This is a genomic window from Pseudomonas sp. SDO5522_S412 (assembly GCF_054071215.1).
In genome coordinates, this window is the sequence record NZ_JBSVWQ010000008.1 from 12,305 (window position 1) to 28,007 (window position 15,703).

At 62.4% G+C, this 15,703-nt stretch carries 13 protein-coding genes; 4 read left to right on the plus strand and 9 right to left on the minus strand.

What is annotated here, in order from left to right; all coding sequences use genetic code 11:
* Nucleotides 1–111: 111 nt before the first annotated feature.
* Both ACW9I6_RS03615 and ACW9I6_RS03620 read right to left on the minus strand, forming a co-directional pair.
* The gene (locus ACW9I6_RS03615) at nucleotides 112–1,392 is read right to left on the minus strand and encodes an alkane 1-monooxygenase (RefSeq protein ID WP_087694132.1); all 1,281 of its coding nucleotides are present in this window, start codon (nucleotides 1,390–1,392) and stop codon (nucleotides 112–114) included.
* Between the two features lie 318 nt (nucleotides 1,393–1,710).
* Nucleotides 1,711–2,709, minus strand: a complete 999-nt coding sequence (locus tag ACW9I6_RS03620; RefSeq protein ID WP_023658917.1) for an alpha/beta fold hydrolase — start codon at nucleotides 2,707–2,709, stop codon at nucleotides 1,711–1,713.
* Between the two features lie 303 nt (nucleotides 2,710–3,012).
* Here ACW9I6_RS03620 and ACW9I6_RS03625 point away from each other — a divergent pair, with 303 nt between their 5' ends.
* From ACW9I6_RS03625 to ACW9I6_RS03635, 3 genes are read left to right on the plus strand one after another with little or no spacing between them, the layout of a single operon-like run.
* Nucleotides 3,013–4,548, plus strand: a complete 1,536-nt coding sequence (locus ACW9I6_RS03625; protein ID WP_457338906.1) for a flavin-containing monooxygenase — start codon at nucleotides 3,013–3,015, stop codon at nucleotides 4,546–4,548.
* The gene (locus ACW9I6_RS03630; protein ID WP_003214652.1) at nucleotides 4,545–5,444 is read left to right on the plus strand and encodes an SDR family NAD(P)-dependent oxidoreductase; all 900 of its coding nucleotides are present in this window, start codon (nucleotides 4,545–4,547) and stop codon (nucleotides 5,442–5,444) included. The genes ACW9I6_RS03625 and ACW9I6_RS03630 overlap by 4 nt, the downstream gene beginning before the upstream one ends.
* 15 nt (nucleotides 5,445–5,459) lie before the next feature.
* The gene (locus ACW9I6_RS03635; protein ID WP_003214649.1) at nucleotides 5,460–6,302 is read left to right on the plus strand and encodes a metal-dependent hydrolase; all 843 of its coding nucleotides are present in this window, start codon (nucleotides 5,460–5,462) and stop codon (nucleotides 6,300–6,302) included.
* A gap of 6 nt (nucleotides 6,303–6,308) precedes the next feature.
* Here the strand turns inward: ACW9I6_RS03635 and ACW9I6_RS03640 are convergent, their stop codons facing one another.
* The gene (locus ACW9I6_RS03640; protein ID WP_371916592.1) at nucleotides 6,309–6,947 is read right to left on the minus strand and encodes a ribonuclease T2; all 639 of its coding nucleotides are present in this window, start codon (nucleotides 6,945–6,947) and stop codon (nucleotides 6,309–6,311) included.
* 36 nt (nucleotides 6,948–6,983) lie between these two features.
* Nucleotides 6,984–7,964, minus strand: a complete 981-nt coding sequence (locus tag ACW9I6_RS03645) for a Gfo/Idh/MocA family protein (RefSeq protein ID WP_457338907.1) — start codon at nucleotides 7,962–7,964, stop codon at nucleotides 6,984–6,986.
* A gap of 141 nt (nucleotides 7,965–8,105) precedes the next feature.
* Between ACW9I6_RS03645 and ACW9I6_RS03650 the strand changes: the two genes are divergently transcribed.
* A complete protein-coding gene (locus ACW9I6_RS03650; RefSeq protein ID WP_023658918.1) occupies nucleotides 8,106–8,468 on the plus strand; it encodes an NUDIX hydrolase in 363 nt (120 codons plus the stop codon).
* Here ACW9I6_RS03650 and ACW9I6_RS03655 read toward each other — a convergent pair.
* The 5 genes from ACW9I6_RS03655 to ACW9I6_RS03675 form a co-directional block, all read right to left on the minus strand.
* On the minus strand, nucleotides 8,465–9,178 hold the full coding sequence (locus ACW9I6_RS03655; protein WP_457338908.1) for a transporter substrate-binding domain-containing protein: 714 nt from the start codon (nucleotides 9,176–9,178) through the stop codon (nucleotides 8,465–8,467). The genes ACW9I6_RS03650 and ACW9I6_RS03655 overlap by 4 nt on opposite strands.
* Nucleotides 9,171–11,822, minus strand: a complete 2,652-nt coding sequence (gene acnA / locus ACW9I6_RS03660) for an aconitate hydratase AcnA (protein WP_457338909.1) — start codon at nucleotides 11,820–11,822, stop codon at nucleotides 9,171–9,173. Before acnA ends, ACW9I6_RS03655 begins: the two co-directional genes overlap by 8 nt.
* Entirely contained in the window at nucleotides 11,819–13,012 is a 1,194-nt protein-coding gene (rocD, locus tag ACW9I6_RS03665) for an ornithine--oxo-acid transaminase (protein WP_177080209.1), read from the minus strand. The genes acnA and rocD overlap by 4 nt, the downstream gene beginning before the upstream one ends.
* A 104-nt stretch (nucleotides 13,013–13,116) precedes the next feature.
* On the minus strand, nucleotides 13,117–14,235 hold the full coding sequence (locus tag ACW9I6_RS03670) for a succinylglutamate desuccinylase/aspartoacylase family protein (protein WP_177117202.1): 1,119 nt from the start codon (nucleotides 14,233–14,235) through the stop codon (nucleotides 13,117–13,119).
* A gap of 145 nt (nucleotides 14,236–14,380) precedes the next feature.
* Entirely contained in the window at nucleotides 14,381–15,634 is a 1,254-nt protein-coding gene (locus ACW9I6_RS03675; RefSeq protein WP_008437109.1) for an OprD family porin, read from the minus strand.
* Between the last annotated feature and the right edge of the window lie 69 nt (nucleotides 15,635–15,703).

Consider the following 15,703-nt stretch of genomic DNA (forward strand, 5'->3'; position numbering starts at 1 on the left):
GGTCAAACAACTGTCTTGCAACTAAGCCGTACTCGAAACCGGTAAAGCCTGGGCGATGAAAACCTGCGCGATACACAGATCCCGAGTACGCCCTACAACTGACTGCTTTCGTTAGAAGGGTCTGGTGGTGTTGCTGTACTTCTCCAGGTACTTCAAACGCTGTGAAGGTTGAAGATTGGTCAGGGTGATATCCCCGGCGTAATGATTAAGTACCCGGTGATCCATGCGTCGTCGCCACAAGTACGGCACATACGCCCAGACAATCATGCTGGCATAACCGTATGGGAGTTGCGGCGATTCATCAAAATGACGCAGTGACTGATAACTTCTGGTTGGGTTGGCGTGATGGTCGGAGTGCCGCTGCAGTTGGAACAGAAAGATATTGGTGACAATCCGATTACTGTTCCAGGAATGGCGTGGCGAGCAACGTTCATAACGACCGTTGGGCAACTTCTGGCGTTTCAGGCCGTAGTGCTCGACATAGTTCACCACTTCCAGCAGCGAGAAACCGTAGATGCCCTGGATGATCAGGAATGGAATCACTGCCGCGCCCAGCCAGGCAATCATCGCGCCCCACAACACCACACTGTACATCCAGGCGCTGAGTACGGCGTTCTTCCAGTGCCAGGCCGGCAGGCCGAGTTTGCGCAGGCGTTCACGCTCCAGGTTCCACGCCGAGCGGGCGCTGAACCATACCGAGCGCGGCAGGAAGGCCCAGAAGCTCTCCCCCAACCGCGAACTGGCCGGGTCTTCCGGGGTGGCGACGCGCACGTGGTGGCCACGGTTGTGTTCGGTGTAGAAGTGCCCGTAGAAGGTCGGCGCCAGGGTGATCTTGGCCAGCACGACTTCCAGCAGGCGCGGCTTGTGCCCCAGCTCATGGGCGGTGTTGATGGCGATGCCGGTGGCAGCGCCAGTGGACATTGCCATGCCCAGGTAGGTGAACCAGCTCACCTCGCCATGCAGCTCGGTGCGCGCGGTGATGAACGCGGCGGTTTTCGCCAGCCAGCTCGACGGGTCCAGGGTGGCGGTGGCATGCAACAGGCCGCCATTGATAATCCAGTCGATACCGCCTGCGGCCAGCCACCCGGTGACCACCAGGGATGAGATGACAAACAGCACGCCGGTGTAGACGATCCAGCGGTAGTAGCTTTGGGATTCGAGGTTGCTGACGGCGGACTCGGGCGGGTTACTGACGTCTTCACCCAGCAGGCCGTCGATCAGCGGGATCAGGCCGAAGATCACCAGCACACCGACCCACCACAGTTGTTGCACGCCGGTAGTGATGGCCAGGGCGCCAGAGAGAATTGGGGTTGCCAAGGGCATGATGCCGAGCCACCACAGGTGGCGCTTGCCGTCGGTCCAGACGTTCGGGGCAGCCAGGGTCTGATTCATGGCAGCCTCCGCACGACGCAGGCAGGCAGGGAGCAAAAATCAACACTGGACAGGTACACGGAGCGGTGACTGCCCCGAGAATTCAACCATGCGATAAAAGGCGTTTTTTTCATTATTTTATTCGCTCTTAGGCATTTCAAAAATTGTTTCAAATTAGACATTGAAATAATTTTTTTAAATAAATAGCGCGGAATCGTTAGGTCGTCAACTAGTTTCTTGAACCCTTTTGAACGTGACCGGGCAGTCTCTTTTTCAGCCGTTTGGTCAGGTGTCTAGGGCAAGCATTGACGAGTTCGAACCGCGAGTTCAGTCGCACAATTATTTACTCGCCAACGCAAACGGCGGGTGCAACACCGTGGCGCTTTCCGGCGGCCGGACGCGCTTGGCTATCTGCTCGACCACCGCCGCGACACGCTCGGTGGCCGTGATCGGCAACATATGCCCGCGCCCTTCCACCAGCTGCAGCTTCAGGCCCGGCACCAGGCTGGCCAGGGCCTGCCCGTGTTTGCGGAAATCCAGCACCTTGTCCTGCGCGCCATAAATCAGCCCGATCGGCAACGTCAGCTGCGGGTAGCGCTTGACCATGTCCGGCAGGAAATCGTTGACCAGGTTGATCTCGGTGGAGGCGGCATAGAAGTTCTCGGGCCGCATGCCCAACAAGCCGCCGCCACGGGTGGCGAAGTCTTCCGGGGCCGGGTCGGGGGCAAACACGCCCTTGACCACCGAGCCTTTGGTCAGCAATCCGATCGGCATGGTCAGGGTGTGCGACATAAAGCGTCGCAGCCATCCCGGGCGTATCGCCAACGACATAAACACCAGCGGCAGCAGGCGCTGGGGATGGGTCAGGGGCGCCACCAGGATCAATCCGGACACCGCGTGGGGATGGTCCAGGGCCAGGGCCAGGGAAATCGCCCCGCCGAGGGAATGCCCCAGCACCAGCGGCTTATCCAGGTCAAGCGTCTGGATAAAGCTGGCGACTTGCCGGGCCTGGCCAGGCAGGTCCGCGGCCGTGCCGGCATGCCGGGTGGAATAACCCGACCCCGGACGATCCACGGTGATCACTCGAAAGTGCTCACGCAATTGGGCAGACAAGGCGTACGTCAAGTTGCGACTGCTGCCCATCAGCCCGTGGATCATCACCAGCGGTGGGCCCTTGCCCTCGTCTACATAATGAAAGCGCTCGCCGTTGATCTCCAGAAAGCGCCCGTTGATCGGAACAGCAGCTTCTATTCGCCGTGTCATCCGGGCACTGAAGGCCCACAACACTACGCTTAACCCTACACACACACCCGCAGCGACAACCCACTCGACAGCCATAGCTCGGTCCTCTGCATCCCTGCGTTGCTGGCGGCCCGACCGGTATTGGTCAAGGCCTCAGCCATCGTCCACCCTGGACCTTAACTGTGTGCGTACAAGCTCTCGTCCGTCGGATAAGTCGCACATGAGGAACTGGGTCGTAGCCTAGACGATATTTTCAGGTAGATTATTTGAAATCTTTTTTAAAATAAATAATTCAATTTTCCTTTGCAATGGTGTTCTATCTAAAAAGCCAAAACAAAAACAAGGAGCACATCCGATGTCGACACCCGTAAGGCGCCACCGGCCCACGAGGGACAGCCTATGAATGCCCATGACACCATCGACATCGCCATCATCGGTTCCGGATTTGCCGGGCTGTGCATGGCGATCAAACTCAAGGAAGCCGGGTTCCACGACTTCTTTATTGCCGAACAGGCCGATGCTCTCGGCGGCACCTGGCGGGACAACCACTACCCCGGTTGCGCCTGCGACGTGCAATCCCATGTCTATTCGTTTTCCTTTGCGCCCAACCCGGACTGGACCCGGCAATTTGCGCCACAGGCGGAGATTCGCGCCTACCTGGAGCAGTGCGCCCGGCGCTTCGAACTGGCGCCGTTCCTGCGCTTTGGCATGGGCCTGGAGAAGGCGGTATTTGATGAGGCGCAACAGCGCTGGAGCCTGAGCTTCAGCAATGGCCGCCAGGTGAGTGCGCGGGTGCTGGTGTCGGGAATGGGCGGCCTGTCGCGCCCGGCACTGCCGGATATTCCGGGCCTGGACAGCTTCAAGGGCAAGCGCTTCCACTCCCAGCAGTGGGACCACGAGTATTCATTGAAGGGCAAGCGCGTGGCGGTGATCGGCACCGGCGCCAGTGCCATTCAGTTCGTGCCGCAGATTGCGCCGCAGGTGGCCCACCTGGACCTGTTCCAGCGCACCCCGCCGTGGATCATGCCCAAGCCCGACCGGCCGATTTCACGCTTCGAGCGCTGGGCATTCAAGCACCTGCCGTTCACCCAGCGCCTGGTACGCGGCGCGTTCTATTGGGCACTGGAAGGTCGCGTGGTGGGCTTTGCCCTGCACCCGCGCCTGATGAAAATGGTGCAGAAAATCGCCGTGCGCCACCTGCACAAACAAGTGGCCCGCCCTTCCCTGCGCAAGACCCTGACGCCGGACTACACCATCGGCTGCAAGCGCGTGCTGATCTCCAACGACTACTACCCGGCCCTGTCCCGCAGCAATGTGCAGGTGGTAACCGACAACGTGCTGCGCATCGAGGCGGACGGGGTGATCACCGCCGACGGCATCAAGCACCCGGCCGACTGCCTCATCTTCGGCACCGGCTTCCAGGCCACCGATCCGCTGCCCCGCAACTGCATCATCGGGCGCCACGGCATCGACCTGATGGACACCTGGCAAGACGGCGCCCACGCCTACCTGGGCACCACGGTGCCGGGTTATCCGAACCTGTTCCTGATCGTCGGCCCCAACACCGGGCTGGGGCATAACTCGATGATTCTGATGATCGAGGCCCAGGTCACCTACATCCTCGATGCCCTGCAGCAAATGCAGCGTCATCGCATCGCCACGGTGGACGTCAAGCCGGCGGTGGAACTGGCCTACAACGCCAGGCTGCAGGAAAAACTCAACAGCACCATCTGGTCCACCGGCGGCTGCAAGAGCTGGTACCTGGACCCACGCACCGGCAAGAACACCACGCTGTGGCCCGGCTCCACCTGGCGTTTCAAGCAGGTCACCCGGCATTTCGCCCTCAAGGACTACGTCGCCAGCCTGGTGCCGATACCGTCCACCGCGCGCCCGGCCGCAACGCCCCACACCACCGCAGAAGGGAGCCTGTCATGAAGTCATTCAACGGCCGCGTGGCGGCCATTACCGGCGCCGCTTCCGGCATGGGCCGCGCCTTGGCCCTGGCGTTGGCGCGTGAAGGCTGCCACCTGGCGCTGGCGGATAAAAACAGCCAGGGCCTGGAGCAGACCGTCGCACTGATCAAGGCCCAGGTGCTTGCACCGGTGCTGGTCACCTCGCAGGTGCTGGACGTTTCCGAGCGCCAGGCCGTGGAAGACTGGGCCGCCCGATGCGCCGCCGAACATGGCCAGATCAACCTGATCTTCAACAACGCCGGCGTCGCGCTGTCGAGCACCGTCGAAGGCGTGGACTACACCGACCTGGAATGGATCGTCGGGATCAACTTCTGGGGCGTAGTGTACGGCACCAAGGCCTTTTTGCCGTACCTCAAGGCCAGCGGCGATGGGCATGTGGTCAACACTTCCAGCGTGTTCGGCCTGTTCGCCCAGCCGGGCATGAGCGGCTACAACGCCACCAAGTTCGCCGTGCGTGGTTTTACCGAGTCCTTGCGCCAGGAACTCGACCTGCAGAAAAGCGGGGTCTCGGCCACCTGCGTGCACCCTGGCGGGATCCGCACCGACATCTGCCGCAGCAGCCGGATCGACGCCAACATGACCGGCTTCCTGATTCACAGCGAACAGCAGGCCCGGGCCGACTTCGAAAAGCTGTTCATCACCGACGCCGACCAGGCCGCCAAAGTGATCCTGCAAGGCGTACGCAAAAACAAACGCCGCGTGCTGATTGGCCGCGACGCCTATTTTCTGGACCTGCTCGCCCGCTGCCTGCCTGCCGCCTATCAAGCGCTGGTGGTGTTGGCCAGCAAACGCATGGCGCCCAAGCAACGCAATGCGCCCTCGCCCGTCCTTGAAACCAACGAAGAGCACCGTCTCTGAACTGGAGTACCGACCATGCTGCCGATTCGCCGCGACCTCCGTTTTGCCCTGCCGGCCGAACGCATCAAGGACTGGCATGAACAAGGCCCGTTCATTACCCACTTTTTCAACGCACTGTCGTTGCTATTTCCCCAGGGCGAACTGTTCTTCATGGACAGCGTGCGTCACTACCGCCAGCGCATCGAAGACCCGGAGCTGAAGAAAGAAATCCAGGGCTTCATCGGCCAGGAAGCCATGCACAGCCGCGAGCACGTGGCCTACAACGATCTGCTGCAAGCCGCAGGGCTGCCGGCGAATACCCTCGACCGTCGGCTGAAGATGATCCTCGACGCGCAAAAGAAATACCTGCCCGCCTCCTTCAACCTGGCGGTGACCATTGCCCTGGAGCACTACACCGCGATGCTCGCGGAAATCCTCCTCAGCGACCCGTCGCGGTTCGGGGATTCGGTCAAGGGTTACCAGCAGATGTGGTACTGGCATGCCCTGGAAGAAACCGAGCACAAGGCGGTGGCGTTTGATGTGTGGAACAGCGTGATCAAGCCCGGGCCCAAGCGTTATCTGCTGCGCACTTCCACCATGCTCATCACCACGGGGCTGTTCTGGCTGACGATCCTGGACTTTCACCTGCGCCTGTTGTTTGCCGACCGGCGTTCGGGCGGGCATTTGAAGGGCTTCTGGCGGATGCTCAAGTTTCTGTACGGGCCCAAGGGCGTGTTCCCGCGCATGGCGCTGCCCTGGTTGCATTACTTCAAGCCCGGGTTCCATCCCTGGGACCACGACAACCGGGCACGCCTGGCGGGTATTGACCGCCTGGTGGAGGAGATCGAGCAGGCCCATAAAGGTTATGGGCCCGCCTGAGTCCGCTTAGCGCTGGGTCGGGATCCGAATATCACCATCCCGGCACTGGCTCTTGACGCTGCGCGGGCAGCCGGCAAACGCCAGGTCCTTGGTCAGGCACACCCGCACCTCGGTCAGCACGGCACCCTTGCAGATCACCGCAAGGCTATGGTTGCCCATGGCCGGGTTGCTCTCGCGAAACAGCGCTTCGATGTCCCGCGCGCCCAGGCCGCTTCGGACATTGAAGGGCTCAAGCGGCTGCGGAATCTTGACCACGCTGAGCGCTGCATCGGTCTTGTCCAGGTAAGCCGACGCCTCAAGGCCGCTGCAGGTGCCGTGCTTGGCCCATTCATGCCTGAGCAGTTTGGGCGACGGGAACAGCGTCCTGCCCCGGGCGAAGTCTGCATCCGACAAGCGCGACTGCGGCTCACACGAAGCCGGCCAGCCGCCCTTCGCGTACTGCGGCCACAGCCCATGCAGGACAAACCCGTAGCCCTTGCCCGAACACTGCTGGTCGTCCGGGTGCGTCAGGCAGAAGGTCGGCGACCAGGACAGCGACAACACATAGAAATCAAACTCCCCGGCCTGCCCCTGGGCCCGCGGCGCTGCCGTCGCGGCCCCGGCCAACGCCAGGCAAAGCACAATCCAGGCTGCTTTCATTTTCATCCGTTCATTCCTTAAAAAGACAAAATTAAAGCACCGCTAGACCGCCAGGTTGGGGTTACGTTGTAGCACCCGGTCCATGACCCGGTCGGTCTTCAACGCCTCGATCGCCAGTGCCGGGTGTTTGCTCTCGCCGCGAATATGCGCATTCATCCCCAGCACGTGATGCCACTGGATATGTGCATGGTTGGGCACATCCAGCACCTCACTGGTCTCGCCCTCAAGCCGCAACGGCGCCTCATCGAACACCGAAAACGTGATGCGGCCCTTGCTGCCGATCATCTCTACCCGGTCTTCGCGCCGGTCGGCGACAAAGTTCCAGCAGCCCATGCCCAGCGCGCCCGAGGCGAACGTCCAGCAGGCGGTGACGGCATCTTCGGCGGCATAGCGCCCCGCCTGGCGCGCGGTAAACCCGGCCACCTCGACGATATCCCCGACCAGGTACTGGAACAGGTCAAAACCGTGGCTGGCCAGGTCGGCAAAATACCCGCCGCCGGCAATCGCCGGGTCGGTGCGCCAGTTGGCACTGCTGGCATCGTCTTCCGAAGGCGGCTTGCACAGGGTCCAGGTCAGATGACGCAATTCGCCGATGCGCCCGTCCTGCAGCCAGTCCCGCACCTGCTGGAAGCGTGGCAGGGAACGCCGGTAATAGGAGACAAACAGGTGCAGCCCGGCCTGTTCGAAGGTGCGTTGCATCAGCGCGCTTTGCTCGGCATTCAGGGACATGGGCTTCTCGACGCAGCAATGCTTGCCGGCAGCGGCCACCATCAGGCTGTATTCGAGGTGGCTGTCGGGCGGTGTGGCGATGTAGACCGCCTCCACTTCCGGGTCGTCGATCAGCGCCTGGGCGTCAGTGTAGAAACGGGCAATGCCGTGGCGTGCCGCATAATCGCGCACGGCCTCCTCGCGCCGCCCCATCACGGCCACCAGCGCAGAACCTGGCGCTTTGTAGAAGGCGGGTCCACTCTTGAGTTCAGTGACATCGCCACAGCCGATCATGCCCCAGCGTACGGTGTTCATCTGCATCTCCTTCAGGTGAGTTTTTTTCGATGGGGCAGTATCGGTGTTTTCCGGCCCCCTCTCCACCCTGCCGGATAAAGACTGAGCATGACAATTGCATTACACTTTTATGACAATCATCCAGCTGCGGGGGCACAGACGATGAAAATAAGGGCCACGGTGATTTGCGAGCACGACGGGCACATCCTGTTCGTGCGTAAAGCCCGATCGAAATGGGCATTGCCCGGCGGCAAGGTCGAGCGCGATGAGCGGCCAGTGGGCGCGGCCGCGCGGGAGCTGGAAGAGGAAACCGGGCTGAACGTGGACGGTTTGCTGTTATTGCAGGAGCTGAAGGCCAGCGACACCCTGCACCATGTGTTCGAGGCGTCGGTGGTGAATATCGACGATGCCCGGCCACTGAGCGAAATCAAGGAATGCCAGTGGCATCCCTACAGTCGCCTGGATGACCTGGACACCACCCAGGCCACCCAGAAAATCGTCAAATCCTTCCTGCGCCGTCTCTAAGGCGCCGCCAGTTCCGGGCTTTGCCCACTGCGCAACAACGCCTGTCTTACCAGACCATTGGCTTTCTGCCGTTCGACAAAGGATTTGACGAACGCGGCAGCGGCTGCGTGCGCTACCGGTACCGCGACCGCCTGGCTGATGCTCATGAAGTCATCCTCCAGCAGGCACCAGCGCTCATCCAGCCGGTTTTGCAAGTAATCCCGAACCCCGGCCGCGGCGTTCAGGCCTTGCTCGATAAACAGGTCCACGGCAGCCGCCGAGGTCGGCGCGCGTACCAGTTCGGCATGCTGCACTGTGCGGCTCAGGTACAGGTCATACGCGGCACCCTGGCCGACAGCGATGCGTTGGCCCGGAGCATCGAGTTGGGACACGCTGCCCAGGGGTGAATCCACCGCCACCAGGTACGTACCCTTGATGATCACGTAGGGCGCGCTGAAGGCGATTTCCTGCTCGCGCACCGGTTCGATGGCCAGGAATGCCACGCGCCAGCGGTCATCGCCCAGCGCGGCGAAGACCTTGCCCGCCGCATCAAAAGTGATCAACTCAAGGTCGACCGCCAACTCATCGGCCAGGGCCCTGGCCAGCGCCACCGACACGCCCTGGGGCTGGCCGTCCTCGCCGCGCTGGGCCAGCACCGGGTTGCCAAAGTTGATGGCAGCCCTGAGCACACCCTCGGGGGCCAGTTGTTGCAGTACCTGCGGGTCAATCATTACGCGCTCCTTGAACGGTTCTTTGCACGGTCTTGCGAATGACGAAGGGCAAGACGCCGCCGTGTTCAAGGTAACCAACCTCCTGCAACGAGTCGAGGCGCAAGGTCAGGGGGGTACGCGTGGTCTCACCGGTGGCGCGGTCAATCTGCAAGGTGATCGGGTTGTCGCCGACCTGCAACGCGTCCAGGCCGAGGAAACTCAGGGACTCACTGCCGTCGAGGTTCAAGTCCTGCACCGATGCGCCCTCATCGAACACCAGCGGCAACACGCCCATGCCGATCAGGTTACTGCGATGGATTCGCTCGATGCTGCGGGCCACCACCACCTTGATCCCCAGCAGGGTCAGGACCTTCGCTGCCCAGTCGCGGCTGGAGCCGGCACCGTAGTTGATCCCGGCGAACAACACGGTGGGTGTACCGGCGTAGCTTTGGGCGGCGAGGTACAGCGGCAGGTAGTCGCTGCGGTCGGCATTCCAGGCCCAGACGCCCTGGCGCGGGGGCTGGTCGCAGGACAGCAGATTGTTCAGGCGCGGGTTGGTAAACGCGCCGCGCACCATCACTTCGTGGTTGCTGCGCCGGGTCGAATACTGGTTGAGGTCCGCCAGCGCTTCACCGCGCTCCCGCAGCCAATGCCCGGCCAGGCTGTCGGCCGGAATCGTGCCCGCCGGGGAGATATGGTCGGTGGTGACGTTATCCCCCAGCACCACCAAAGCTCGGGCGTTGCTGATGGCCAAGGACGCGGCCGGCACCGGCGTTACCCCGGCAAGGTACTGCGGGCGGCGCAGGTAAGTGGAGGCCGGGTGCCAGGCAAACTGCACGCTGGCGTCGGCTTCCAGCGCCTGCCAATGGTGAGTGCCTTGCCACAGCAGTGCCTGGCGCTGGTGAAACAGCGCCGGGCGCACCACCGCCGCCACTTGCGCGGCCACCTCGGCTTCGCTGGGCATTAACTCATGCAGGAACACCGGCTGGCCGTGGGCATCCATCGCCAGCGGTTGGGCCGACAGGTCGGTGTCGATGCTGCCGGCAATCGCATAGGCCACGCACAACGCGGGCGAGGCAAGGTAGCCGGCAGGGACTTTCGGGTTGACCCGGCCTTCGAAATTGCGGTTGCCCGAGAGCACCACCACGCCTTTCAAGCCCTGCTCGGCGAAGGTCTCGACATGGCGTTCGAGGCTGCCGGAATTACCGATGCAGGTCATGCAGCCAAAGCCCGCCAGGTCGAAACCCAGCGCGGCGAAATCCTCCAGCAAGCCGGCGGCTTCCAGGTAATCGGCCACCACCCGTGAGCCTGGCGACAGCGACGTCTTGACCCACGGTTTGCGCGTCAGCCCACGGGCGCGGGCGTTGCGGGCGAAGAGCCCGGCCTGGATCATCTGCGCCGGGTTGGCGGTGTTGGTGCAACTGGTGATGGCCGACATCACCACCGCGCCATGGGTGATCGGCACCTGGAATGACGGCTCGAAGAAATCCTGCTTTTGCGCGCTTACATGCTGATGAAACGACGCCCCGGCGTGGGCCAGGGACTGGCGCTGATGGGGCTGATGCGGGCCGGCGACACTCGGTTCAACCTGCGCCAGATCCAGCTCGATCAACTCATCGAACACCGGCTCGGGATCGTCGTCCCGGCGCCACAGAGATTGCGCCGACATGTAGGCCGAGACCTTGTGGATCAAGGCCTGCGGGCGCGCACTCAGGGTCAGGTACGCCAGCGTCTCGTCATCAAACGGGAAAAACACCACGGTGGCACCGTATTCCGGCGCCATGTTCGCCACGGTGCCCCGCGCCGCCCAACTCAGGGACGCCAGGCCCGGCCCGGTGAACTCGACAAACTTGCCGACCATGCTGCGCCGGCGCAGCAGTTCAGTCACCGTCAGTGCCAGGTCAGTGGCCGTCACGCCGTCGCGCAACGCATTGGTGACGCGAATGCCCACCACCTGCGGATAAGGAATCGGCACCGGTTCGCCGAGCATCGCCGCCTGCCCTTCCAGCCCGCCAACGCCCCAGCCCAGCACGCCGATGGCATTGATCATCGGCGTGTGGCTGTCGGTGGCGACCATGCAGTCGGGGTGCAACAGCACGTGGCCGTTGCGCGGCGCGCTTTCCCACACCACCTGGGCGATGGACTCCATGTTCATCTGGTGGATGATCCCGGTGCCCGGCGGGATCACCTTGAAGTTATCCAGGCTGGCCTGGGCCCACTTGATAAAACGGTAGCGCTCGCTGTTGCGGCGAAAATCGATGTCCAGGTTGGCATCCACCGCGCCCGCCTCGGCGTAGTGCTCGACGATCACCGAATGGTCGATGGTCAGCACCGCCGGGATCGAAGGGTTCACCGCCCGTGGATCACCGCCCAGCTCGGCCACCACATCGCGCATGCCGGCGAAATCCGCCAGGGCCGGCAGGCACGTGGTGTCGTGGAACATCAGCCGGTTGGGCTGGAACGGCACCTCGCAATCCGGCCCTTCGCCGATGGCCCGCGCCGCTACCTGTGGCAATGAAGCCGGGGCACAGCGGGCAATGTTTTCCAGGAGAATGCGCACGGAATACGGCAGGCGCTGCAGTTGCGCCGGGGTCAGCAACTGGCGCAGGTCGATCCAGGCAAAGCGCTGGCCGTCGATGTCGAGGTGACTGAGATACTCACTCATAGCTGTTTGAATACCCGTTCGATACGCTCAAGGCCCCAGTCCAGTTCTTCGCGGGTAATGGACAACGGCGGTGCGATGCGCAGTACGTTTTCGTGGGTTTCCTTGGTCAGCAGCCCTTCGGCCAGCAGCGCTTCGCAGATGGGCCGCGCATCGCGGTCCAGTTCCACGCCGACCCACAAGCCACGCCCGCGAATCTCGCGGATGGCCGGCGAGTGCATGGCCTTCAGGCGCTCCACCAGGTAGTGGCCCAGTTGCGCGCTGTTATCGATCAAGCCCTCCTCTTCCAGCACCTTCAACGCTTCCAGGCCAATGGCCGCCGCCAACGGGTTGCCGCCGAAGGTCGAGCCGTGGCTGCCGGCGTCGAACAGGTCCATGATCGAATGATCAGCGACGAACGCCGACACCGGCATGATCCCGCCGCCCAGGGCTTTGCCGAGGATCAATGCATCGGGGCGAATGCCTTCGTGCTGGAAGGCAAACCACTTGCCGGTACGGCCCAGGCCGGACTGGATCTCATCGAGGATCAGCAAGGTGTTGGTCTGGTCGCACAGCTGGCGCAGTTCCCGCAGGAAACCTGCGGCCGGCACGCGAATGCCGGCCTCGCCCTGGATCGGCTCGATCAGCACCGCGCAGGTGTCGGCGGTAATGGCCTGGCGGAAACTCTCGATGTCACCGAAGCGCGCCTCGGTGAAACCGTTGCAGAATGGGCCGAAGTCGGCCTTGTAGTCCGCCTCCGACGAGAAGCCGACGATGGTCGAGGTGCGGCCGTGGAAATTGTTGTCGGCCACCACGATGTTGGCCTGATTGGCCGGGATGCCCTTGATCCGGTAGCCCCAGCGTCGCGCCGCCTTGATCGCGGTTTCCACAGCTTCGGCGCCACTGTTCATCGGCAGGGCCGAGTCGAAGCCCGTGATGCGGCACAAGGTCTTGAGGAAGTTGCCCAAGGGTTCGCTGTAGAACGCCCGGGACACCACGCTGATCTTGTCGATCTGCGCCACGGCGGCGGCGCGGATGCGCGGGTGGACATGGCCGTGGCTGACGGCGGAATAGGCCGACATCATGTCCAGGTAGCGCTTGTCATCATCGCCAATGGCCCAGACGCCCTCGCCCTTGACGATCACCACCGGCAAGGGGGAATAGTTGTGGGCGCAGAATTGGTTTTCGAGGGTGATTGCCGGGTTGGGGTGCATGGTGGGGATGTCCTGCCGAATAAATAATGAATGAACAACAAAGACCCAATGTGGGAGCGGGCTTGCTCGCTCCCACATTTTGACCGTATTCCATAGCTGGCAAATCAGGCGCTGAGTAGCTTGCCGCTGCGAATCGGCGTGGCACCGGACACCCGGCCCAGCGGATCCCCCGGCTTCACAAAGCGCACGTCACGGCGCATGTACAACACGCCGGTGTTGTGGCTGCAAACCGTGGTGGCCTGCCCACTGTGGGGATCAACGATATCGAACAACGCCTGCCCCGCCTCGATGCGACTGCCCACCGCCGCCCGGTGTACCAGCACCCCGGCGCACGGCGCATAAAACTGTTCGCTGCCGGCCAACGGCGTCGCCGGGTTACGCAGGGCCGGCAATGGCCGTGGCGCGCCTTCAACCGCGCCCAGGTGGGTCAGGTAATCAATGATCGCCGTGGCGTCATGTTCTGCCAGTTCATAGGACACATCCCGCTGGCCACGATGCTCGACGGTCACCGCCACGCTGCTGTCCGGAATCGGAAACCGATCGCCAAACCGCTCACGCAGGTTGACCCACAGCAGGTACAGCGCCTCATCGAACGAGTTGGCCTGGGAATCGGTGGCCAGCAACGAGGCTTCAGAGCCGATGTAGCGCGCCAGCGGCTCCACGGTCGCCCACACTGCCTCGCCGGTGTACACATGCATCGCCGCTTCGCGGGAGCAGTGCAGGTCCAGCACGATGTCGGCATCGTGGGCCAGCAGCATCAGGGTGCGTTGCAGCGACTGGAATTCGTCCAGCGGCGCCGCGTCCAGCAGACATTCGCCCCAGGCCTGGCGGATCAGTTGGCGGTTGGCGTCGATGTCCTGGCCCAGCAGGTGCTCGATCTTGTCGGCGATTGCCTGGTACGGCACCGGAAAGCCCCGGTTGTAATTACGCCCGCTGCCCAGTTCGAAACGCCCGCTGGGCGCGCCCATGATGTATTGGCTCAGCCCGGTGGGGTTGGCCACGGCCACCAGCACGATTTGCGCATTCAGCCGGTTGGCATTTTCCAGTTCTACCAATTGCCGGCGCAGGTGCGCGGCCACCAGCAGCGCCGGGGTTTCGTCGGCATGCAGCGCCGCCTGGATATAGATTTTTCGACTTGCACCCATTGCACCGTAATGCTCACTGTCCACGTGCCTGTGGGTGCCTTGTGTCGCTTGCAGCAAGGGGTGTGATTTAAGTTTCATAAACCGGAAATCTCGATATTCGAGTGATGAACGCTGAAGAAATATTAACGAGCCGGCGTGATCGTCTGTAAGGGCGGCCCACACTATCTTGATCTGGTAATCCGATCAGTGTGGGAGCGGGCAACCCCGCTCCCACAGTGGGTGGTTACCAGAGCGCCAGGGTGTAACCCAGCATCACGCGGTTCTCGTTAACGTCGTTGAAGTAGTTGCCTTTGCTCAGCGCGTTGCGCCAGCGCATCGACACGCCCTTGAAGGGCCCGTTCTGCACCACGTAGCCCAGGTCCAGGTCGCGCTCCCACTCGCGGCCTTCGCGGTTGAAGCCGAGCACTTCAGCCGAATCACCCTTGGCGTACTTGATCCCAAACAACAGGCCGGGCAAGCCGAGATCGGCGAAGTTGTAGTCGTAGCGGGCGTGCCAGGCTCGCTCCCTGGTTTGGGTGAAGTTGCTGAACTGGTACTCGGTGAACAGGTAGGTGATGGAGCCGTCCAGGTAGGTAAACGGCGTGGTGCCGTATTGCTGCTGGAAGCCGCCGCCGATGCTGTGGCCGCCGTACTGGTAGGTCAGGCGGCTGCTCAAGGCGCTGTTGTCGACCTTGCCCGCCAGGCCCGCGCCGTCCTTGTCCGACTTGAAGTAGCGCACGTCGGTTTTCAGCGTGCCCGGCCCCAGGCCGAAGTTGTTCTTGAAGCCCACGTATTGCTGCTGGTAGATGCTGTCCAGCGCCGCGAAGTGGTAGCTGAGCAAGGTGTTTGGGGTCAGCGAGTAGTCGCCACCGGCAAAGCGGAACTGGTCGCTCAGGGCGGTGCTCTTGTAGACCTTGCTCACCGTGGTCAGCTTCATGTCTTCGTAGTTGGTGGAGTCACGGTCCTTGGCCTGGTCGATCTGCCCGAGGGTGATTTTCAGGTTGCTGATGTCGTTGGACACCAGCTGGGTGCCGCTGAAGGACTGCGGAAACAGACGACTGGTGTTGGGTTGCAGGATCGGAAGGTCCGGCACCAGGTAGCCCACACGCAGCTCGCTTTTGGCGAAGCGGGCCTTGGCGGTCACCCCAAGCTTGGAGTACTCGTCGGAGACATTCTTGTCGCTGTCACGCTGCAGCAAACCGGTACCGGACAGCCCCGGGCTGGAGTCGAGTTTCACCCCCAGCATGCCGGTCAGATCCAGGCCGAAGCCCACGGTGCCTTCGGTGAAACCGGACTTGATACCGAGGATAAAACCTTGGGCCCACTCGGCGCGCATCGACTGGGAAGCGGCCTCGCGGTAGTCACGGTTGAAGTAGTAGTTCTTCAAGTCCAGCGTACCGCTGCTGTCCTTGATGAAGTCTGCATGGGCCAGTGACGGGACCAGCCCGCTGCTGACAACGCCGACGCCGGTGATGAGTTGAGTCAGGGATTTTTTCATTTTTTTAGCTCCTGGCAGTGGGGTGGGGGTTGGTGTTTTTATTGTTCTTCGGGCATGGCTTCGCCGTTC